Annotated in this window: 17 protein-coding genes and 1 tRNA gene; 6 read left to right on the top strand and 12 right to left on the bottom strand. The window is 54.4% G+C overall.

All coding sequences use genetic code 11. From position 1 onward, the window contains the following. Positions 1-99: 99 nt before the first annotated feature. Positions 100-2,718, bottom strand: coding sequence for an alanine--tRNA ligase (gene alaS / locus RDO88_RS06015; protein WP_307758520.1), 2,619 nt, complete (start codon positions 2,716-2,718; stop codon positions 100-102). A 211-nt stretch (positions 2,719-2,929) separates the two neighbouring features. On the opposite strand from alaS, the gene RDO88_RS06020 reads away from it, so the two are divergent. Both RDO88_RS06020 and RDO88_RS06025 read left to right on the top strand, forming a co-directional pair. Beyond that, the gene (locus tag RDO88_RS06020) at positions 2,930-3,898 is read left to right on the top strand and encodes a peptidoglycan DD-metalloendopeptidase family protein (RefSeq protein WP_307758521.1); all 969 of its coding nucleotides are present in this window, start codon (positions 2,930-2,932) and stop codon (positions 3,896-3,898) included. A 52-nt stretch (positions 3,899-3,950) separates the two neighbouring features. Beyond that, the gene (locus RDO88_RS06025) at positions 3,951-4,352 is read left to right on the top strand and encodes a MerR family transcriptional regulator (protein ID WP_307758522.1); all 402 of its coding nucleotides are present in this window, start codon (positions 3,951-3,953) and stop codon (positions 4,350-4,352) included. Here RDO88_RS06025 and RDO88_RS06030 read toward each other — a convergent pair. The 6 genes from RDO88_RS06030 to RDO88_RS06055 all read right to left on the bottom strand — a co-directional run bounded on the left by RDO88_RS06030 (position 4,349) and on the right by RDO88_RS06055 (position 11,468). After that, on the bottom strand, positions 4,349-6,616 hold the full coding sequence (locus RDO88_RS06030; RefSeq protein WP_307758523.1) for a RelA/SpoT family protein: 2,268 nt from the start codon (positions 6,614-6,616) through the stop codon (positions 4,349-4,351). The genes RDO88_RS06025 and RDO88_RS06030 overlap by 4 nt on opposite strands. A gap of 116 nt (positions 6,617-6,732) precedes the next feature. Further along, the gene (locus RDO88_RS06035) at positions 6,733-8,016 is read right to left on the bottom strand and encodes a transglycosylase SLT domain-containing protein (RefSeq protein ID WP_307758524.1); all 1,284 of its coding nucleotides are present in this window, start codon (positions 8,014-8,016) and stop codon (positions 6,733-6,735) included. Positions 8,017-8,088: 72 nt separating this feature from the next. Then, positions 8,089-8,913, bottom strand: a complete 825-nt coding sequence (locus RDO88_RS06040; RefSeq protein ID WP_307758525.1) for a DUF5683 domain-containing protein — start codon at positions 8,911-8,913, stop codon at positions 8,089-8,091. Beyond that, positions 8,910-9,800, bottom strand: a complete 891-nt coding sequence (locus RDO88_RS06045; RefSeq protein WP_022020727.1) for a ParB/RepB/Spo0J family partition protein — start codon at positions 9,798-9,800, stop codon at positions 8,910-8,912. Before RDO88_RS06045 ends, RDO88_RS06040 begins: the two co-directional genes overlap by 4 nt. A 21-nt stretch (positions 9,801-9,821) precedes the next feature. Continuing rightward, a complete protein-coding gene (locus RDO88_RS06050; RefSeq protein ID WP_022020726.1) occupies positions 9,822-10,586 on the bottom strand; it encodes a ParA family protein in 765 nt (254 codons plus the stop codon). Between the two features lie 408 nt (positions 10,587-10,994). Beyond that, complete coding sequence (locus RDO88_RS06055; protein WP_307758526.1) at positions 10,995-11,468, bottom strand: DUF456 family protein; 474 nt, start codon at positions 11,466-11,468, stop codon at positions 10,995-10,997. A gap of 143 nt (positions 11,469-11,611) precedes the next feature. Here RDO88_RS06055 and surE point away from each other — a divergent pair, with 143 nt between their 5' ends. The 3 genes from surE (at position 11,612) to RDO88_RS06070 (ending at position 14,448) form a co-directional block, all read left to right on the top strand. After that, positions 11,612-12,376, top strand: coding sequence for a 5'/3'-nucleotidase SurE (gene surE, locus RDO88_RS06060; protein WP_307758527.1), 765 nt, complete (start codon positions 11,612-11,614; stop codon positions 12,374-12,376). Positions 12,377-12,438: 62 nt separating this feature from the next. Continuing rightward, on the top strand, positions 12,439-13,581 hold the full coding sequence (gene lpxB / locus RDO88_RS06065) for a lipid-A-disaccharide synthase (RefSeq protein WP_307758528.1): 1,143 nt from the start codon (positions 12,439-12,441) through the stop codon (positions 13,579-13,581). A gap of 117 nt (positions 13,582-13,698) precedes the next feature. Next, complete coding sequence (locus tag RDO88_RS06070; protein WP_307758529.1) at positions 13,699-14,448, top strand: NigD-like C-terminal domain-containing protein; 750 nt, start codon at positions 13,699-13,701, stop codon at positions 14,446-14,448. A 97-nt stretch (positions 14,449-14,545) separates the two neighbouring features. Here RDO88_RS06070 and RDO88_RS06075 read toward each other — a convergent pair whose 3' ends face one another. Genes RDO88_RS06075 through rsfS form a run of 3 tightly spaced genes read right to left on the bottom strand, consistent with a single transcriptional unit; the run spans position 14,546 to position 17,862 of the window. After that, positions 14,546-15,385 (bottom strand): phosphatidate cytidylyltransferase, encoded by an 840-nt coding sequence (locus RDO88_RS06075; RefSeq protein WP_307758530.1) that lies wholly within the window; start codon positions 15,383-15,385, stop codon positions 14,546-14,548. 14 nt (positions 15,386-15,399) lie between these two features. Then, positions 15,400-17,493 (bottom strand): ATP-dependent zinc metalloprotease FtsH, encoded by a 2,094-nt coding sequence (ftsH, locus tag RDO88_RS06080; RefSeq protein ID WP_307758531.1) that lies wholly within the window; start codon positions 17,491-17,493, stop codon positions 15,400-15,402. Positions 17,494-17,502: 9 nt separating this feature from the next. Continuing rightward, positions 17,503-17,862 carry a ribosome silencing factor gene (gene rsfS / locus RDO88_RS06085; protein ID WP_307758532.1) on the bottom strand — a complete coding sequence of 120 codons (360 nt, stop codon included), beginning with the start codon at positions 17,860-17,862 and terminating at the stop codon, positions 17,503-17,505. Positions 17,863-18,082: 220 nt separating this feature from the next. On the opposite strand from rsfS, the gene RDO88_RS06090 reads away from it, so the two are divergent. Then, positions 18,083-18,153 (top strand) — tRNA-Gln (locus RDO88_RS06090). A 209-nt stretch (positions 18,154-18,362) separates the two neighbouring features. On the opposite strand, the gene RDO88_RS06095 is transcribed toward RDO88_RS06090, so the two are convergent. After that, positions 18,363-20,231, bottom strand: a complete 1,869-nt coding sequence (locus RDO88_RS06095; protein WP_307758533.1) for a DUF349 domain-containing protein — start codon at positions 20,229-20,231, stop codon at positions 18,363-18,365. A gap of 122 nt (positions 20,232-20,353) precedes the next feature. Further along, positions 20,354-21,700, bottom strand: coding sequence for a magnesium transporter (mgtE, locus tag RDO88_RS06100; protein ID WP_374043907.1), 1,347 nt, complete (start codon positions 21,698-21,700; stop codon positions 20,354-20,356). Between the last annotated feature and the right edge of the window lie 52 nt (positions 21,701-21,752).

Here is a 21,752-nt window from a genome sequence, read left to right on the forward strand (position 1 = left end):
GCAGAGAACGCTTGCTGACAAAAAAAGAGGGCATATCCCGATTGGGATACACCCTCTTTTCTTATTTCAGGCTGGCAGCCTGCCGATGCGGTTGACGCATCAGAGTCCTGCCAGTTCTACAATCTTGTCGACTGCTGCACTCAGGCCGTCGGGGTTCTTGCCGCCGGCTGTTGCGAAGTGGGGCTGACCGCCACCGCCACCCAGAATCAGTTTGGCAGCTTCTTTCACCAGGGCGCCAGCTTTCAGACCATTGGCCACCAGATTGTCGCTCAGCATGACGGTGAGCATCGGCTTGCCTTCGAACTCGGTACCGGCCACGAAGAACAGGTTCTCCGTAATCTGGCCGCGCAGCTGGAAGGCGATGTTCTTCACCGTTTCGGCGGGCAGGGGAGCGCAGAACTTGATGAGCTTCACGCCGTTCACTTCCTTCACGCTCTGCAGCAGTTTCTCCTTCAGCTGGGCTTCCTTTTCTTTCATGAATTCCTCTACCTGCTTCTTCAGTCCGGCATTCTCCTCGATGTACTTGCGGATGGTTCCGGCCAGGTCGGGGGCGTTGTTGAAGAGTGCTTTCAGGTCGCGGATGGAATCTTGCAGATTGTCCATCATTTCTTCTACACGGGCACCCGTATAAGCCTCGATACGGCGTACACCGGCAGCTACAGAACTTTCGGATACAATCTTTACCATACCGATGTGGCCCGTAGCGGCTACGTGCGTACCACCACAGAACTCGATGGACGAGCCGAACTGGATGACGCGGACGTGGTCGCCGTACTTCTCACCGAAGAGGGCGATGGCGCCCAGTTCCTTGGCTTCCTCGATAGGAATGTTGCGGTATTCCTTTAAAGGAATGTTGGCACGGATCTTGGCGTTGACCAGGTGCTCTACCTGACGCAGCTGCTCGTCGGTCACCTTCTGGAAGTGTGAGAAGTCGAAACGCAGCGAGTCCGGCGTAACCAGCGAACCTTTCTGCTCTACGTGGTCGCCCAGCACGGTGCGCAGTGCTTCGTCCAGCAGGTGCGTACACGAGTGGTTGGCGGCGCAGGCGGCGCGCTTGTCGGTATCCACGCAGGCCATCATCGGCGCGTCGAGGTGTTCGGGTAACTTCTTGGCCAGGTGGATAGGCAGGTTGTTCTCTTTCTTGGTATCGATGATGTCGATGGTCTCGAATTCGCTCACCAATACACCCGTATCGCCTACCTGACCACCGCTTTCGGCGTAGAACGGCGTCTTGTCCAGTACAATCTGGTAGAGTGTCTGGTTTTTCTGCTTCACCTGACGGTAGCGCAGGATGCTGGTTTCATATTCTGTATAGTCGTAACCTACAAATTCGGTGGTACCTTCCTTCAGCGTAATCCAGTCGCCGGTCTCTACGGCGGCGGCGTTGCGGGCACGCTGCTTCTGCTGCTGCATTTCGGCATCGAATTCCTTCGTGTCGGCTGTCATGCCGTTCTCGCGCAGGATGAGTTCGGTCAGGTCGAGCGGGAAGCCGAAGGTGTCGTACAGCGTGAAGGCATCCTTGCCGCTGATTTCGGTCTTGCCGGCAGCCTTGGCCTCGGCCATGGTCTTTTCGAGCAGGCGGATACCCGTTTCCAGTGTACGCAGGAAGGCTTCTTCTTCTTCCTTGATAACCTTGGCAATGAGGTCTTTCTGGGCGTTCAGTTCGGGATAGGCGGCTCCCATGTTGTCTATCAGCACGGGCAACAGCTTGTACATGAACGACTGCTTCTGACCCAGGAACGTGTAGCCGTAGCGGACGGCACGGCGCAGGATGCGGCGGATGACGTAGCCGGCTTTGGCGTTGCTGGGCAGCTGTCCGTCGGTGATGGAGAAGGCGATGGTACGGATGTGGTCGGCAATGACGCGCATGGCTACATCCTTCTGCTTGTCTTCGCCATACTTGGCACCGGCCATGGCGGCGATGGCCTGGATGAGCGGCTGGAAGACGTCGGTGTCATAGTTGGACGTCTTGCCCTGCATGGCCATACAGAGACGCTCGAAGCCCATGCCGGTATCGATAACCTTGGCGGGCAGACCTTCGAGGCTGCCGTCGGCCTTGCGGTTGAACTGCATGAACACGAGGTTCCATATCTCGATGACCTGCGGATGGTCGTGGTTCACCATGTCGCGGCCGGGTATCTGCTTCTTTTCTTCTTCGGAACGGAGGTCGATGTGGATTTCCGAGCACGGACCGCAGGGACCTGTATCACCCATTTCCCAGAAGTTGTCGTGCTTGTTGCCGTTGATGATGTGGTCCTTCGGCAGGAACTGTTCCCAGTAGGAAGCGGCCTCGTCGTCGCGGCTCAAGCCTTCTTCGGGGCTGCCTTCGAAGACGGTAGCGTAGAGATTTTCGGGATTGATTTTCAGCACGTCCACCAGGTATTCCCAGGCCCAGGAGATGGCTTCCTTCTTGAAGTAGTCGCCGAACGACCAGTTGCCCAGCATCTCGAACATGGTGTGATGGTAGGTGTCGTGGCCCACTTCCTCCAGGTCGTTGTGCTTTCCGCTGACGCGCAGGCACTTCTGCGAGTCGGCCACTCGTTTGTATTTTGCCGGGTGGTTGCCCAGAATGATGTCCTTGAACTGGTTCATCCCCGCATTGGTAAACATCAGTGTGGGGTCGTCCTTGATTACCATAGGAGCTGAGGGCACGATGTGGTGTCCCTTGCTCTCGAAGAAACTCTTGAACGAGTCTCTGATTTCGTTTGCAGTCAACATATGCTAATTAAGTTTTTAAGTTTCAGTGTGCTAAGTTTTTTCGGAGTCTCGAAGCCGTGGGCTGTGCGAACGGCCCGGGGCGGAACCGCTGCCGCCTGGAAGAAACGGAACGTTCAAAAGCTCAATAACTTAAAAACTCAAAAAAAACTGTGCAAAGATAGCTCGTTTTTATTACTTTTGCCGCATAGACCACCGAAATATTTCCAAAAAGATGCGCAAAGTATACTATATTTATAATCCGCAGACCCAGACCTACGACCGCATTTATCCTACGTTCCGGCAAAGGATGATGAGTTATGCGCGGCGTCTGTTTGTCGGCATGGGCTTGGGTGCGGGCAGTTTCATAGCCTTGCTGCTGTTGTTCGGTTCGCCTTCGGAAAAGGAGCTGAGGAAGGAAAACAGCCAGTTGCAGGCCCAATACAATGTGCTTCAGCATCGCATGGACGAGGCGCTGGGCGTGCTGCAGGACATCCAGCAGCGCGACGACAACCTTTATCGGGTCATCTTCATGGCCGACCCGGTGCCGTCGGCCATCCGTCAGGGCGGATATGGCGGTACCAACCGCTACGAACATCTGATGAAGCTGGCCGATGCGGAACTGGTGGTGAACACGACGCAGAAGATGGACATGCTGACCAAACAGCTGTATATCCAGTCGCGTTCGTTCGACGACGTGGTGCGCATGTGCAAGCGTCACGATGAAATGCTCCGTTGCATACCGGCCATCCAGCCTATTTCCAACAAGGACCTGAAGCAGACGGCTTCGGGTTACGGTACGCGCATCGACCCGATTTACGGAACAACCAAGTTTCACTCAGGCATGGACTTCTCCGCCCATCCGGGTACCGATGTCTATGCCACGGGCGACGGAACGGTGGTGAAGATGGGGTGGCAGACGGGATATGGAAACACCATCATCATCGACCATGGCTTCGGGTACCAGACGTGGTATGCACACTTGCAGGACTTCCGCACGAAGCTGGGCAAGAAGGTGGTGCGTGGCGAAGTGATAGGCGGCGTGGGCAGCACGGGCAAGAGTACCGGTCCGCACCTTCACTACGAGGTGCATGTCAAGGGGCAGGTGGTCAATCCTGTGAACTATTACTTCATGGACCTGAGTGCCGAAGACTATGACCGCATGATACAGATTGCCGCCAACCAGGGTAAGGTGCTGGATTAAGGAGGATTTGAGAACGAAAACATGGATTGTGGACCGTTAAATCGAAATTGCTGTGCTGAATGCTGACAAGAATCTGAAATTATATTACTCCATCAGCGAGGTGGCCGAGATGCTTGGCGTGAACGAATCGCTGCTCCGTTACTGGGAGAAGGAGTTCCCGCAGCTTTCTCCGAAGAAGGCTGGCAGAGGTGTGCGCCAATACCGCAAGGAGGATGTGGAGACTGCAAAACTGATATATCACCTGGTGAAGGAACGGGGCATGACCTTGCCCGGTGCCCGTCAACGCATGAAGGACAACAAGGAAAATACCCTCCGCAACTATGAGATTGTAGAGCGTCTGAAGAACATCCGCGAAGAGTTACTGGCCATGCGCGACGCACTCGATGCCTTTACCTACGATGATCTCGATGCGCTAAAGGAAAACATCGGTGAGATGCAGGCATCCGAACGTTAGTCTTCGATTCGTGATACCTGCTTGATGTTCTGTATCTGCTTCAGGTTGTTGCAGATAGTGCGTACATCGTCCACGTCGTGTACGTACAGTTGGATTTTCCCTTCGAAAATGCCGTCGTTGGTCTCCATGGTCAGTTTCCGGATATTGACGTTGAGCTGGCGCGAGATGACTTGTGTCACTTCGTTCAGCAGTCCCACACTGTCAATTCCCTTGATGTAGATGGTTACGAGGAAGGAGAGTTCCTTGTGCGTATCCCACTGGGTCGCGATGATGCGGTTGCCGTAGCTGCTCTTCAGGCGGGCGGCCACAGGGCATTGCCGTTTGTGGATGATGACCTGGTTGTTTTCGTTGATATAGCCCAACACGTCGTCACCCGGAATGGGGTGGCAGCAGTCGGCCATGATGTATTCCTTGGAGATGGTCTCTTCCGTCAGCTTCAGAATCTTCTTGGTGTCGATTTTTTCGGCATGCGTCTTCTCCGGCACCGTTTTCTCTTCTTCTGTTTCCTTGGTTTCCTTGCCGTTGCCGAACGAGAAAGACAACAACTTCTTCCAGCTTCTTTCCTGTTTCTCTTTGAAGGCGTTTCGGTCGGCATCGCCCAGTACCAGCTTCTTGCTGCCGATGGCTACCAGCAGTTCGTCGTGGGTATGGAAGTTGTGCAGGCGCGTCAGCTTTTCCAGGGAGATGTCGTCCATGCGGATACCTTCTTCTTTCAGGAAGTCGGCCAGTATCTTTTCGCCTTCCTTTTGGTTGGCTTTGGCCTCCTTGCGCAGGATGGAAGCGATTTTGGCCTTCGCACGTGCTGTGGTGGCATAGTTCAGCCATTCGGGTTGCACGCGTTGCGATTTCGAAGTCAGGATTTCTACCTGGTCGCCGCTCTGCAACTTATGGCTCAGGGGCACCAGCTTGTGGTTGACCTGTGCGCCGATACAATGGCTGCCGATGTCGGTGTGCAGGGAGAAGGCGAAGTCCAGTGCCGTACAGTTTTGCGGCATGGTCTTCAGGTCGCCTTTGGGCGTGAACACAAATATCTCGGATGCGAAAAGATTCAGCTTGATGGTGTCGAGGAAGTCGATGGCATCGGGCTGCGGGTCATCCAGAATCTCCTTGATGGTCTTCAGCCACTTTTCCAGTTCGCCTTCGTCCTCGCTGCCGCCGCCTTCCTTGTACTTCCAGTGGGCGGCAAAACCCTGTTCGGCCACGTCGTTCATGCGCTCGCTGCGTATCTGTACCTCGATCCACTGGCCGTTGTTGCCCATCAGGGTGACGTGCAGGGCCTGGTATCCGTTGGCTTTTGGGTGACTCACCCAGTCGCGCAGGCGGTCGGGATGGGGCTTGTATATCTTGGAGATGGCTACGTAGATGTCGAAACAATCGTTCAGCTCCTCTTCCAGATTCTTGGGCGTGAAGATGATACGGACGGCCAGGATGTCATAGATTTCTTCGAAGGGGACGTGCTTGGTCTGCATCTTGTTCCAGATGGAGTAAATGGACTTGACGCGTGCCAGGATATGGTATTTCATGCCCATCTTGTCCAGTTGGGCACGGATGGGGGCCGTGAATTCCTTGAAGACCTTGTCGCGTTCGGCAGCGGTGGCCTCCAGTTTCTTCTCGATAACTTCATACTCCTCAGGATGTTCGTACTTGAAGCTGAGGTTCTCGAGTTCGGTCTTTATCTTGTAGAGCCCCAGGCGGTTGGCCAGCGGAGCATAGATATACATGGTTTCGCCCGCAATCTTGTATTGCTTGCTGGGAAGCATGGAACCGAGGGTACGCATGTTGTGAAGGCGGTCGGCAATCTTGATGAGGATGACGCGGATGTCGTCGCTCATGGTGAGCAGCAGCTTCTTGAAGTTTTCGGCCTGTGCAGAGGCCTTGTCGCCGAAGATGCCGCCCGAAATCTTGGTCAGTCCGTCCACAATCTGGGCAATCTTGGGGCCGAAGATGTTTTCTATGTCCTCTACCGTATAGTCGGTATCTTCCACGACGTCGTGCAGCAGAGCCGAACAGATGGAGGTGGAACCCAATCCGATTTCGGTACACACAATCTTGGCTACGGCGATGGGGTGCAGTATGTAGGGTTCGCCCGAACGCCGTTTGATGCCTTTGTGCGCCTGGTTGGCAAAGTTGAATGCCTTGGTGATGATTTCCACGCGCTTGCGGTGCTTGGTGGCCAGGTAGCAGTTCAGCAGGTTCTGAAACGCCTCCTGTATCATCGCTTCTTCCGCTTTCTCTTTTTCTTTCAGATCAAGGTTCTCTTCCATATCCGTATCCTATTTTCTTCACTTTCTGCAAAAATAAGCAAATTTTGACATCGGACAAGCATTTTGACGTTTAAAACATCGGTTATGCCTGAATTATTTGGAAGAGACGGATTGCTTTACTTGTAAATCTTCAGTGTCTTTCCTGCGGTGATATTGTTGCCTCGCAGACCATTCCAACTGCGCAACTTGCTGACGCTTACGCCATAGCGCTCTGCAATGCCGCCCAGCGTATCGCCTTTCTTGATCTTGTAGGTGATGGGTTTGCCATTGCCGGCCACGGCTTTGGAAGTACTACTGCTGGCCACGGCTACGGTACGGCGGTTCTTGAACAGCTCGGCCTGGCGGTGGTTGTAGATGGTATCCTGCTTGTCGATGAAGGTGCTGATGGCATTCATGGGCAGGCGCAGGGTCTGCGGCTTGCTGTCGCCGGGGATGATGTTGCGCTTGTACTGCGGGTTGAGGCTCTTGAGTTCGTCCATCGGCACGTGGCAGATGTCCACCACCTGTTCGAAGTGCAGGTTGCGGCTCACCTGTACCGTATCGGTTGCTTCAGGGATGTTGGTCTCCATCGGGCAGATGTTGTGCTTGCAGTAGTAGGACATGATGTAGTTCACTGCGATGAAAGCCGGCACGTAGCCGCGCGTTTCGCGGGGCAGGTAGTTGTAGATTTCCCAATAGTCGGTCTTGCCACCGGCACGGCGGACGGCTTTGTTGACGTTGCCCGGCCCGCAATTGTAGGCGGCAATCACCAGATTCCAGTCGTTGTAGATGGCATAGAGGTCCTTCAGATAGCGGGCGGCGGCCCAGGTTGCCTTGATGGGGTCACGGCGTTCGTCCACAAGGCTGTTGCTTTCCAGACCGTAGAGCTTGCCTGTCTGTAGCATGAACTGCCAGAGCCCGGCGGCTCCTGCACGCGATACGGCCGAGGGGTTCAGGGCCGATTCGATGATAGGCAGGTATTTCAGTTCGAGAGGCAGGTTGTAGGTGTCGAGGGCTTTCTCGAAGATGGGCATGTAGAAGTTGCAGGCACTGAGCATGAAGGCCACCTGATTGCGCAGGCGGGTGGCGTACATGTCGATGAACTTGCGCACGATTTCATTGTAGGGCATCTCCATGATGACCGGCATGCGCGACAGGCGGTCGATGTAGATGGAGTCGCTGAACAGCGGATTTTCGTGCGAGGTACTGCAATCTTTCCCCAAGTCGATGTAGGTCTTGGCCTTCCAGTCGTTCAGCAGGCTGTCCAACGGATAGGTCATGCTTCGGGGCAGGTCGATGGTCTCTTCGCGTTGGGTTCCGTTCTCGTTGATGACTACGTTGACGCTTTCTTGCGCACAGAGGGAGGCGGGCGCCAGCAGGGTAGATATCAGCAGGGCGGAACTTATGATCAATTTCTTCATAACAGGTATCTCTATATATTGGGTGTATTAGGGATTAATATTCATTTGCTTTTCTTGTCCGGGCAGCGACCGTCAGAAGCGGAAACTGCATTGTACGCCTACCGACTTGTCCTTCAGTGTGGCGGGATTGTAACTGCCTCCCGCCTGGTTGTTGAAGATGGTGGGTTCCACTTTCATGCTCAGGTCGGGGCCGATGTCGAAGTTGGACAGCTCGGCATCTACATAGGCGTCGACTACGGATATCAGGTAGACACCGATAAAGGCAAAGATGCTCAGGTCGCGCCAGCGGCGGTAGGTATCCTTGCGTTTGCGCAGCGTCTCGGTGAGCTGCGAATGCGACACACGGTCCATATAGCCTGGAGGAAGCAGGTCGGTGATGCTGCTGGAGTCCCATTTCTCGTTGACGGCATCGACGTAGGCCGACTGGTAGTCCTTGTACATCTTGCTGTTCCACGTCAGGGCGTAGGCACAGCCGGCAAAGCCTCCGTAGACGATGGGCAGCTTCCAGTACTTTCGGTTGTATATTTGTCCGCCGCCGGGGATGACCAGCGCCAGCCAGGTAGCCTTCGTGGGGTTGGGCAGCCATTGCTTGCGCTTCAGTTCGCGGCTCAGGCTGTCGGTGTTCACCTTTTCCTCTTTCAGGTCAGGGCTGGCCGTCAGTTCGAGCAGCTGGCGCTTGTTGGCGTCGGCAATGCTGTCGGCGGTCGCCTGCCCGTTGGCGCTCAGGCTGTCGGGGGCCGTGGTGACTATCCTTTTCAGTGTGTCGGCTTTCAGCGTGTGCGAGCGGCGGCTGGCGGCACGCGGGCGGTCTTGCCCATACACGACAATCCCTGCCACCTGCACGAAGCAGAGCAGCAGGGCCGCCAGTATCCGATATGTGAGTCTTCTTTTTGTCATTTGTTTTTCAGCGTGTCGAGGATGCCGATGATACGTTCCAGTTCTTCTTCGTTGCTGAAGGGGATGCTGATTTTTCCTTTTCCTTTCTCAGAGCAGGTCAGCTGGACCTTGGCGCTGAAGAAGTTGGAAAGTTGCTGTTTCAGCATGTTGAACTCTTCGGGCAGCTTGGCCCGTTTGGGGGTTATCTTGCGTCCTCCGCTTTTGACGGCTTCGCCTTCGCTCAGTGACTTGACGATTTCTTCCACCTTGCGGACGGAGTAGCCGTGTTCCAATATTTCTTCGTATATCTTTACTTGCAGCTTGGGGTTGTCCAGCGTCACCAGTGCACGGGCGTGCCCCATGTCTATCTGCTTGTTCTGCAGGCCCATCTGTACGGGGGCAGGCAGCTTCAGCAGGCGCAGGTAGTTGGCGATGGTGGTGCGTTTCTTGCCCACGCGTTCGCTCAGGCGTTCCTGCGTCAGGCCATACTGCTCCAGCAGGTGCTGGTAGGCCAGGGCTATTTCCACCGAGTTGAGGTCTTCGCGCTGGATGTTCTCGATGAGGGCCATTTCCATGACGTTCTCGTCGTCGGCAGTACGGATGTAGGCGGGTATGCTGGTGAGGCCTGCCATCTGCGAGGCACGGAAGCGACGCTCGCCGGCAATGATCTGGTACTCGTCGTCCGAGAGCTTGCGCAGCGTGATGGGCTGTATGATGCCTATCTCGGCGATGGAGTCGGCCAGTTCCTGCAGGGCGGTGGGGTCGAACTCGCGCCGCGGCTGGTTGGGGTTGACGCTGATTTTCGAGAGCTCCACTTCGTTGATGGAAGAGGAACCTTCGGTCTGCACGTCATCCATGGAGAGCAGTGCGTCCAGGCCGCGTCCTAATGCATTTCTTTTTTGTGCCATATCTGTCAGTTTCCTTTTTCTTTATTTTTCTCTTTCTATCAGCTCCCTGGCCAGTGCCATGTGGTTTTTGGCGCCGGTAGAGTCTGCGTCGTAGAGGATGGTGGGCAGGCCGTAGCTGGGTGCTTCGCTCAGTTTCACGTTGCGCTGGATGACGGTCTTGAACACCAGTTCCTGGAAGTGGCGTTTCACTTCGTCGTAGATTTGGTTGGCCTGTCTCAGGCGCGAGTCGTACATCGTCAGCAGGAAGCCTTCGATTTCCAGGGCCGGGTTGAGCTTCGACTTGATGATCTTGATGGTGTTCAGCAGCTTGCTGATACCTTCGAGCGCGAAGTATTCGGCCTGTACGGGGATGATGACCGAGTCGGCGGCGGTGAGCGCGTTGACGGTGATGAGCCCCAGCGACGGCGAACAGTCTATCAAAATATAGTCAAACTCGTCTTTCAGCGGTGCGAGCACTTCCTTGAGGATCCGTTCGCGGTTCTTCAGGTTGAGCATCTCGATTTCGGCGCCTACGAGGTTGATGTGAGAAGAGATTACCTTCAGCGTGTCAATCTCGGTATCGTGGATTGCTTCACGCACGTCGGCACGGTCAATAATGCACTCATAGATAGTGCATTCGGCTTGCTTGATGTCTACTCCGAGTCCCGATGAGGCGTTGGCCTGCGGGTCGGCGTCCACAACGAGCACTTTCTTTTCAAGGGTGGCCAGCGAGGCTGCCAGGTTGATGGTGGTGGTAGTCTTGCCCACGCCTCCCTTTTGATTTGCCATTGCAATAATTTTTCCCATATTCTCTATCATTTATCGGCGGCGAAATAAGCGATTATTTCTGATAGTACCTTCAAAAAAAGGGGGGAGATTGCAAAAACGGTTGATAAGTCGCCTTTTTTGTTAATAACTTGCGGGCGCCGGCATGTCTCTTTTCCGGCCGTCCGCCCGTATTCGGCTCTGCCTCCTTTTTCCGTCCTCGTCGGCAAATATACATATTTATATTGGAAATCGGGGAGTTTTGGCAAAGCCCTTGGCGAAGATTAAGATTTATTTTCCCGTTTGAACTCCTTGGCGCTGGTAATGAGGACGAAATGTGCGGGGAGGCTGTGCGTGTTTTTACGTTTGGAGCAAAGCAATGCTTTCTCTGATATAAAGTAATGTTTTGCCACAGAGAAAGCATTGCTTTCCTTGACGGATTGGGGCGTTTCACCACACCGCCTCCACAAACTTCCAAAGAAAATAGCCGCACAGGGCACATTTCACCACCGTGCCCAGCAGAAATCCCAGCAGGGAGCCGAGGCCCGAGCGGAGGGCATCTTTCGCTTCGCGTCCGCCTAGCAGCTCGCCGATGAAGGCGCCCAAAAAGGGACCGAGGATGATGCCCCAGGGCATGAAGAACAGGCCGGCGATTGTGCCTGCCAGGCAGCCCCGTTCGCCCCATCGGCTGCCACCGCTGTACTTGGCGCCCAGCAGGGGAACGAAGTAGTCGAGCACCTGCACGACGATGACCAGCACAAGCCACACCACCAGTTGCGTGGTGCCGAACTGTACGCGGTCGGTAAAGTGCAGCAACAGCATGCCGCCATAGGCCAGCGGAGGGCCGGGCAGGGCGGGGAGAATGCAGCCCGCCAAACCTGCCAGCAGGCAGAGGATGCCCAGTATAATCAACAAAATGTCCATATCCGAAAGAGTTTTCCGCAAAAATAAGCGTTACTGGCCGAATTGTCAAATTTTGCCGTTATAGAAGTTTGGCGGTTCTTTTTTTTATTTCCCCCTTAAAGTTGCTACCTTTGCCGGGAGTTAACAAAAACGTTTGTGAAAGTATGGAAAATCAAAGACCTTTGATATTGGTATCGAACGATGACGGCATCGTTGCGAAAGGAATCAGTGAGTTGGTGAAATTTCTCCGTCCGCTGGGCGAGATTGTGGTGATGGCCCCCGACAAGGCCCGTTCGGGTACGGGTTGTGCGCTGACCACAGGCGAGCCCATCCACTATAGCCTTGTGCGCAAGGATGTGGGCCTGACGGTGTACAAATGCTCGGGCAATCCTGCCGACTGTGTAAAGCTGGCTTTTGAGACGGTGCTCGACCGCAAGCCCGACCTCGTGGTGGGCGGCATCAACCACGGTGACAACTCGGCTACGAACGTTCACTACTCGGGCACAATGGGAGTCGTCATCGAAGGATGTCTCAAGGGAGTGCCTTCCATCGGCTTCTCTTTGTGCAGCCACGAGCCCGACGCCAACTTTACGGCCGCAGGTCCTTACGTGCGCGACATTGCCCGCCTGGTGCTCGAGAAGGGACTGCCCGCACTGACCTGCCTCAATGTGAACTTCCCCGACACGCAGGAGCTGAAGGGCGTCAAGATCTGCCGCCAGACGAAGGGACAATGGACCAGCGAATGGGAAAACTTTGCCCATCGCGGCGACAACCATTACTATTGGCTGACGGGTTCGTTTGTGGACGAAGATGCCGACCAGGAGGATACCGACCACTGGGCGCTGGCCAACGGTTATGTAGCCATTACACCTACTACGGTCGATGTCACGGCCTATGGCATGATTGACGAGCTGAAGACTTGGTTCTAATATTTTAGCGTAAGAATGAAGGGGAAGCTGTGCTTCGTTCTTCATTCTTCGTTCTTCATTTTATGAAATACTACCTGATTGTCGGCGAAGCCTCGGGCGACCTCCATGCGTCGCACCTGATGGCGGCCTTGCGTCGCGAAGACCCGCAGGCGGAGTTCCGCTTCTTTGGGGGCGACCTCATGGCTGCCGCGGGCGGTTGCGCGCCTGTGAAGCACTACCGCGACCTGGCTTACATGGGCTTTATCCCCGTCCTGCTCCACCTGCGCACCATCTTTGCCAACATGGCCTTCTGCAAGCGCGACATCGTGGAGTGGCAGCCCGACGCCTTGATACTGGTGGACTATCCCGGCTTCAACCTCAGCATTGCCAAGTACATCCATGCCCGCACGCGCATCCCTGTCTACTACTACATCGCCCCCAAGATATGGGCGTGGAAGGAGTACCGCATCAAGAACATCAAGCGCGACGTGGACGAACTTTTCTCCATCCTGCCTTTCGAGGTCGATTTCTTTGAAGGCAAGCACCGATACCCCATTCATTACGTCGGCAACCCGACGCTGGACGAGGTGGCCGCTTTCCGTGCTTCCTACAAGGAGACGCGTCAGAGCTTCTTCGAACGCAATGGTCTGCAAGCCAAGCCCGTCATTGCCCTGCTGGCAGGCAGCCGCAAGCAGGAGATAAAGGACAACCTGCCCGACATGATTCGGGCGGCTTCCTCCTTCGGCGGTTATCAGCTCGTGTTGGCAGGTGCGCCAGGCATCGATGCCGATTACTATCGGGCCTACATCGGCGATGCGGAGGTGAAGATTGTCTTTGGCCAGACTTACGAACTGTTGAGTCATGCCGATGCGGCGCTGGTCACTTCGGGCACGGCCACACTCGAGACGGCCCTCTTCCGCGTGCCGCAGGTGGTGTGCTACCACACGCCCATCGGCCGCGTCATCGCTTTCCTGAAGCGGCATGTGCTGAAGGTGAAATATATCTCGCTCGTCAACCTGATAGCAGGGCGCGAGGTGGTGCGCGAGCTGGTGGCCGACACGATGACGGTAGCGCAGATAAAGGCCGAGTTGGGGCGCATCCTTACCGACGAAAGCTGGCGCAGGGAGGTGCTGGCAGGCTACGACGACGTGGGCAGACGGCTGGGCGAGCCGGGCGCTCCTGCCAGGGCGGCACAGCTGATCGCCTCGTTCCTGGCAGAAAAGTAACTTGCCAATCCGTCTGTGGATATCCAATAATATGTTAAAAGCGGGCAGGCCGATGCAGTAAATGAGCGGCTTGCCCGTTTTCTTTTCAGAAATTAAAAGTAAATGAATAGAATGATTATGAAAAGAGTACATTGGTTTGTCCTGATGTTGTGCCTTGCCTTGTCGCCCGTCTTCCAGTCGTGCGACGACGATGAAGGCTATTCGATAGGACAGTTCACAGTTCCTTTGTGGGCCACTGTCCGTGTGGAAAACGGAAGTTTTTATTTTGACAGCGATTTGTGGGGCACCTTGCTTCCCTTCAATACGGGCAGTTATGTGCCGGTGGACGGGCAGCGTGTGCTGGCCAGCTTCAGTCCTCTGTATGACGATTATCAGGGCTACGACCATGCGGTCCAGATTTATCAGTTGTGGAATGTACTGACCAAGCAGGTGGATACCCTGACGGCTGAAACCGATGAAGAGTTTGGCAACGATCCCGTTACCATCTATCAGGGCGACATTACCATCAGTGGCGGATATATGAACATCATCTTCCTGCAGAACTTACCCGCCAAGGAAAAGCACCGCATCAGCCTGGTGCGTCCCGAAGACGATGCTGAGCTTTATGGTGAAGACGGTTATGTGCATTTGGAACTGCGTTACAACGACTACGACGATGTGACGGGCTATGGTGCCTGGGGACTTGTTTCCTATAACCTCAGCAGCCTGAATATTACGGATGAAACGAAGGGTATCAAGCTGAAACTCAATTCGTCGGTCAACGGCGAGGTGGAAGTGGCGTTCGATTTTGCTTCTTCCAACGAAGAATATTCGGAGAGCCAGTTGAAGGAAAAGGATATGGATTTCTCAAAAATGCAGTTGAAATAATGTCTTTTTAAATTGGTATGTAAAGGTGGAGGCCCCGAAGGCGGATGTGAATCCTGCTTTCGGGGCCTCGTTTTATCGAAAGGTTTTCTGATGTTTCTCAGATAAGTGTCAGCACATGAAGGTAGCAGACGGCAGCTGGAATGGCCATCAGGGCGCTGTCGAAGCGGTCGAGCATGCCTCCGTGGCCGGGCAGGATGTTGCCCGAGTCCTTGATACCCAGCTGGCGCTTCATGAGCGATTCGGTCAGGTCGCCCCATGTACCGAAGATGACAACCACTATAGCCAGTCCGGCCCATTGGCCTACAGACATGAAGTCGTAGTAGTGGGCGAAGACGAACGAGGAGGCGATGGAGAAGACGGCTCCTCCGATGCTGCCTTCCCAAGACTTTTTGGGCGAGATACGCTCGAAAAGACGGTGCTTTCCTATCAGCGAACCGACGCAATAGGCACCTGTATCGCTCAGCCAGATGAAGACAAAGATGGAGAGCGGCAGGATGGGGTTGTAGCTCACGCTGCTCGCCGTCGGGTCGTTGTGGAAGGCCAATACATTGAGCAGGGCGAAGGGCAGGGCTACGTAGAGCTGGCTCATCATGGAGAAAGCCCAGTTGCCCAGCGGATTTTTGTGCTTCAGATATAACTCTGAAATAAGCAGGTAGAGCAGCAGGCCCAGATAAGGCAGGAAGATGCGTGCGTCGGCTGCCTGTGTGCAGAAGCCCATCAGAGACAGGCAGAGGTAGGCGCCGCCCAGCGAGGTGATGGTGCGGTTGATGCTCACTTCGCCGCTGGCATTGACCAGATGGCCGAACTCATGTACGCTCAAGGCGGCGATGAGTGTGAACAGAAGTCCGAACGACAGGGGGCTGTAGAGTATGCAGCCCACCAGTACGATGACAAACAGGGCGCCTGTGACGGCACGTTTCATGAGATTGCTTTTCATGTCTTTCTTCTCCTTTATGCTTGGGTCGGTTCCTTGTCTTCTTTTTCTCCTTCGCCACCTGTAGCTTGAGGCTTTTCGTCAGCGGTATTTTCTTTCTCTTCTTCCTTTACCTCTCTGACGGCTTCTTCAGCCCGTTTGCTCTCCTCCTCAGCTGCTTCTTTCAACTCTCTGGAGGTCTGGTTGGCAGTGATGATTTCCTCCGAGCGTGAAGCCCAGGGGCGTTTGCCGAAGATTTGTTCCACGTCTTCAGCAAAGATGACTTCCTTCTCGATGAGCAGCTGGGCCAGCTTGTTGTGTCCTTCCTTGTGTTCGGACAGAATCTGCTTGGCACGTTCGTACTGCTCGTTCACCATACGCTTCACTTCCTCGTCGATGAGTTCGGCGGTCTTCTCGCTATAGGGACGGTTGAAGGAGTATTCGTCGTTGTTGTAGTAGCACAGGTTGGGCAGCTTTTCGCTCATGCCCAGGTAGGCTGTCATGCCATAGGCCTGCTTCGTCACACGTTCCAGGTCGTTCATGGCGCCTGTCGAGATACGTCCCAGGAAGAGGTCTTCGGCAGCACGTCCACCCAGCGTGGCGCACATTTCGTCGAGCATCTGCTCCTTGGTCGTGATCTGTCGCTCTTCGGGCAAGTACCAGGCGGCGCCCAAAGCCCGTCCGCGTGGCACGATGGTCACCTTGATGAGCGGGTTGGCGTATTGCAGCAGCCACGAAATGCTGGCATGGCCTGCTTCGTGGATGGCGATGGAGCGGCGTTCCTCTTCGGTGGTAATCTTGGTTTTCTTTTCCAAGCCTCCCACGATGCGGTCCACGGCATCGAGGAAGTCCTGCTTGCCCACGAACTTCTTGCCGTGGCGGGCAGCTATCAGAGCGGCTTCGTTGCACACGTTGGCGATGTCCGCGCCCGAGAAACCAGGTGTCTGACGTGCCAGCAGGTCAACGTCCACCGTTTCGTCTATCTTGATGGGGCGCAGGTGCACGCCGAATACTTCTTTGCGTTCGTTCAAGTCGGGCAGGTCCACATGGATCTGTCGGTCGAAGCGACCTGCACGCAAGAGGGCCTTGTCGAGCACATCCACGCGGTTGGTGGCGGCCAGGATGATGATTCCGCTGTTCGAACCGAAGCCGTCCATCTCGGTCAGCAACTGGTTCAATGTGTTTTCGCGCTCGTCGTTGCCACCCATGGCTGCTGCTTTCGAGCGGGCGCGTCCCACGGCATCAATCTCGTCGATGAATACGATGCAGGGAGCCTTTTCCTTGGCTTGACGGAAGAGGTCGCGTACACGCGAGGCACCTACGCCGACGAACATCTCTACAAAGTCGGAACCCGCCAACGAGAAGAAAGGTACGTTTGCCTCACCGGCCACAGCCTTGGCCAGCAGGGTCTTACCTGTGCCCGGAGGGCCTACCAACAGAGCACCCTTGGGTATCTTACCGCCCAGGTCGGTATATTTCTGCGGTTCCTTGAGGAACTCTACGATTTCTTCCACTTCCTGTTTGGCTTCGGCCAGGCCTGCCACGTCCTTGAACGTCACTCTCGTACCCGAGCCTTTTTCGAAAAGTTGTGCCTTCGACTTGCCGACGTTGAAGATGCCTCCTCCGCCGCCCATGCCACCGCCACCGCTCAGACGGCGCGACATGAATATCCAGAAGCCGATGAGGAAGAGGATGGGCACCACGTTCCACAGGATGAGGCTCATGTAGTTGGTACGTTTCTCGTAGGTGATGGAGCCGTCGAAGTGGGCTTCATCTCTTTCCTTCTGAAGGAAGTCGCCCAAGCTTTCGCGTGAAGGGGCTTCGGTGGTGATCATCGGGTTTCGTCCTACGCGGGTCGAGTCGGCCCCGAATACATTTCCTGCATGCTGCACCTTGATGTAGGCTTCAACCGAATTGTCATCGTAGCCCACTACACGGCTGATGTATCCCTGCTGTACGTAGCGTTGGAACTCGTCGTAGGACACATTTTTGCTGGAGCTGCCATTTTCGTTGGTCAGCCACAAACCGACCAGCATCATAAAGATGAGCGTATAGAGCCAGTTCAGGTTGAACTTGGGTATATTCACCCGATTGTTGCCGGCATTCTTTTTATTGTTGTTGTTATTGTCCATAAGTTTGTTTTAATCGATGTCGGGTATTTGGGTTAATTGTGCATCTGCCCAGAGATGTTCCAGATTGTAGTACTCGCGCACTTCGGGCAGGAATACGTGTACCAGCACGTCGGCATAGTCCATGGCTACCCATTGGGCATTGCGCAGGCCGTCTACGGCAAAAGGCTTGGCGTTGGCACCCTTGCGTGCGAATTCCTTGACCGATTCAACGATGGCGGTTACCTGGCTGGGCGAGTTACCCTGGCAGATGATGAAATAGTTGCAGATGGTGTCGTCTATTTGGGTAAGGTCGGCGACTACGATTTTTTTTCCTTTTTTATCTTGGATACCTTCAGTAATTTGTTCTATCAGTTTCTTTGTTTGGTCCATTTATACATTATTATATTTAACAGTCGGCAAATATACGCCGTTTTCTTGTATGTAACACGCAAAATGTGAAAAGTATTTTGATTTTAGTTTTTTTTTAGTGATGTAATTGCTTGTAGAAAGCCGATTTATCATTTTTCTGCAAAAAAAATCTTCGAAAATGTTTGTGTTTCCCAAAAAGTTCGTATCTTTGCAACCGCAAAACGGAAATAAAGCCAAACATTGGGCTATGGTGTAATGGTAACACTACAGATTCTGGTCCTGTCATTCCTGGTTCGAATCCAGGTAGCCCAACAGAAAAAAGGACGCTTCGATGAATGAGGCGTCCTTTTTTTATTGTCTCTCCCGTGAAGGGGTGCGTGCAAAAAAAAGAAGCTGTATCAGAGTGAAAAGATATAATTGAAACACCCTGTCATCTTTCACTATATTCAGAATGACAGAGGTGCCGCTCTTTTCTCTTTGATACAGCTTCCTTGCTATATACAAGTTGTCTTGTTGCTGTTTCAGTCTTCCTTGCGGATGCTTTCGTCTACTGCCTTGATTTTTTCCTTCACCAGGTCGATGTCGGCTTTCAGCTTCTCTACTTTGCGGTTGAGTTCCGTCAGCAGGCTGTTACCCTTCTTCGAGGCAGCGTTCAGGAAGCCCAGGTTATTCTCATACGTCTGCAGTTCGCTCTTCATGTTTTCGTAGGCGCGCATCAGTTTTTCGCGTTCGCGGTAGAGTGTCTGCGTACCACCTTCCTGAATGTTGTTCAGCGTGTTGCGGAAGTTGCTCAGCTTCTTGCTGGACTGGCTGAGGTTGTAGCGTTCGAAGAGTTTGTCTACCAGTGCATGGTATTGCTTGTACACCTTGTCCTTCTCCTTGAAGGGAACGAAGCCCACAGCATTCCATTCCTTCATCAGGTTGCGCACTTTGTCGATGGCGGTATCGGCATCTGTCTCCTCGCCGATGGCTTCCAGGTGGGCAATGATGTCGCGCTTCTTTTCAAGGTTGGCCTGTTCTTCGGTGCGTTGTGAGGCGCCTGCCTGGTTCTTCTGCTCGAAGAAGTAGTCGCAGGCGGCGATGAAGCGTTTCCAGATGGCGTCGGAGTGCTTCTTGGTCACGGGGCCGATGGTCTTCCACTCCTTTTGCAACTTCACCAGTACGTCGGCTGTGTTCTTCCAGTCGGTGCTGTCCTTCAGAGCTTCGGCCTTTTCACAGAGGGCGCGTTTCTTCTCGAGGTTTTCGTTCATGCTCTCCTTGACGGTCTTGAAGAATTCGGCCTTTTTGTTGAAGAAGGCGTCGCAGGCGGCGCGGAAGCGCTCGAATATCTTCACGTTCATCTTCTGGGGCGCGTAGCCGATGGTTTTCCACTTGTTCTGCAGGGCGATGATTTCCTGAGTCTTGTTGTCCCAGGCGGCGAAGTTGGTCAGTTCGTTGTAGTCGATACCCTCAATGATTTCGCAGATTACCGTCTTTTGGTCAAGGTTCTGCTGTTCGGTTTCCTTCAGGGCGTCGAAGTGCTGCTGGTGGCGGCGGTTGACGGCGGTCGATGCGGCCTTGAAGCGTGCCCAGATTTCTTCGCGCAGTTCCTTGGCCACGGGGCCTGTCTCGCGGTATTCCTGGTGCAGCTTCTGCAACTGGTGGAAAGCCGATACCACGTCGGGTTCTTCGGCCAGCTTCTCGGCGGCTTCGCAGAGGTGGGTCTTTATCTCGAGGTTCTTCTTGAAGTCGTATTCGCGGAATTCATTGTTCAGCTTCAGCAGGTCGTAGAACTTCTCCACGTAGAGCTGGTAGTTCTTCCACAGCTCGTTCACGTTGGCCTGGGGCACGAGTTTCACCTCGTTCCATTGCTGCTGCAGGCGCTTGAATTCGTTGTAGTTCTTGTTGGCGTCTTCGGGCGACTCGAGCAGGTCTTTCAGTTCCTCGATGATGGAGAGTTTTACCTGCAGGTTCATTTCTTTCTGCTTCTCCACTTCGGCGGCCAGCTCGTTTCGTTTGGTTTTGATGACGGACATGACGTTTTTCATTTCCTCTTCCAGCGGGTCGGGTACAGGCACGTAGTCTTCGGCTGCTCCGCCTTCTTCCGCAAACTTCTTCCGTGCGGCTTCCTGTTCAGCGTTGTGCAGCTTGTAGAAGGTCTGTTTCAGGCTGTCTATTTCGGCTTTTGTCACACTTTCTACGTCGTGGGCTATTTCCTTCAGCCGTCCGATGACTTCTTCCTTCGAGAACTTCTGCACAGGTGCAGCTTCTACTGTATTTTCATCTTCCGATGTCATTGTTTCTTCAGCGGGAGTTTCTGCCGTTGCCGTTTCAGGAACCTCTGCTGTTTTCTTTTCTTCTTCTAATTCCACCTGCTTTTCGGGGAGATTAGTGTCATGAGTGTCCGTCATTGTATATCTTTATTTTTAGAAACGGGTTTCCCCGTTTGGGTTACATGGGTTGCAAATTAATGAAATAAAATGTTTACTTCATACTTTTTCCCGATTTTTTTTACAAAAAAGTTTGCATGCGTTCACGACAGCAGTACCGTGATGCCCATGTAGAGCATCATGCCGATGATGTCGTTCGTGATGGAGATGAAGGGGCCGGTGGCGATGGCGGGGTCTACCTTGAGCTTTTCGAGCGTCATGGGCACCAGGGTACCGAAGATGGAGGCGAACATCACGACGGCAAACAGGCTGATGGACACCGAGTAGGTGACGGTAGCGGCACTACCGAAGCGCACGAAGTTGTAGATGTAGACCAGCAGCGAAATGATGGTGGCGTTGATGCTGGCCACGACGGCTTCCTTGCCCACCTGTTTCAACGTGTCCTTGGCGTCGAGCGAGCTGTTGGCCAGGCCCTGCACGATGATGGCCGACGACTGCGTACCCACGTTTCCGCCCGTTCCGCCGATGAGGGGGATGTAGAGCGCCATTTCGGGGTGGGCGGCGAAGGTGGCGTCGAAGTTGCCCAGTATCATGGAGTTGCCGATACCACCCAGCATGCCGATGAGCAGCCAGGGCAGGCGGGCGCTGGTCTGGCGCACCAGGTTGTCGTCTGTCTCGACGTCTTGCGAAAGACCCGAGGCCAGCTGGTAGTCGCGTTCCGACTGCTCGCGAACCTCGTCCATGACGTCGTCGACGGTAATCTGTCCCACAAGCCGCCCGATGCTGTCGATGACCGGCACGGCCACAAGGTCGTATTTCTCGATAATCTGCACCACCTCATCGATGGGTGTGTCCACATGTACCGAGATGGGGTCCTTCTTCATCACGTGCTTCACCTTCGATACCGAGGGCGAGGTGATCATCTTCTTCAGCGGGAAGACGCCCTGCAGGCGTTCGTCGTCGTCGATGACGTAGACGTAGTAGATTTCGTCCAGCTGTTCGGCCTGCATGCGCATTTCCTTGAGGCACTCGGGCATACTCCAGTTCTCGTTCACGGTTACCATTTCCGTGCCCATGAGTCCGCCGGCGGTGTCTTCGTCGTACTTCAGCAGGTCCACGATGTCGCCTGCCTGTTCGATGTCCTCGATGTGCGAGAGGACCTCTTCCTGCTTGTCCTCGTCGAGGTCGCGCATCAGGTCTACGGCGTCGTCCGTGTCCATGTAGTCCACGAACTTTTTGGCGATGGTTTCCGAGGGGAGCAGTTCGAGGAACTCCTTGCGGACGTCCTCGTCCATCTCCACCAGTACGTCGGCTGCCGTCTCGTTGTCCAGGAGGCGGTAGACGAAGCGTGCGTCCTCGGGTTCGAGGTCGTTGCACAGTTCGGCGATGTCGGCCGGGTGCAGGTCGGCCAGCAGGGCTTTCACGTTGTCTGTGTCTTTCTGCTCAATGTAGCCTTTGACCTTGTCTATGTATTCTTCGTCTATTTCCATGTTGATAGCGGTTAGGGGTTAGTGATTAGTGGTTAGTGACATAGTTAGCGAT

The organism is uncultured Mediterranea sp., assembly GCF_902493215.1.
Lineage (GTDB): Bacteria > Bacteroidota > Bacteroidia > Bacteroidales > Bacteroidaceae > Bacteroides.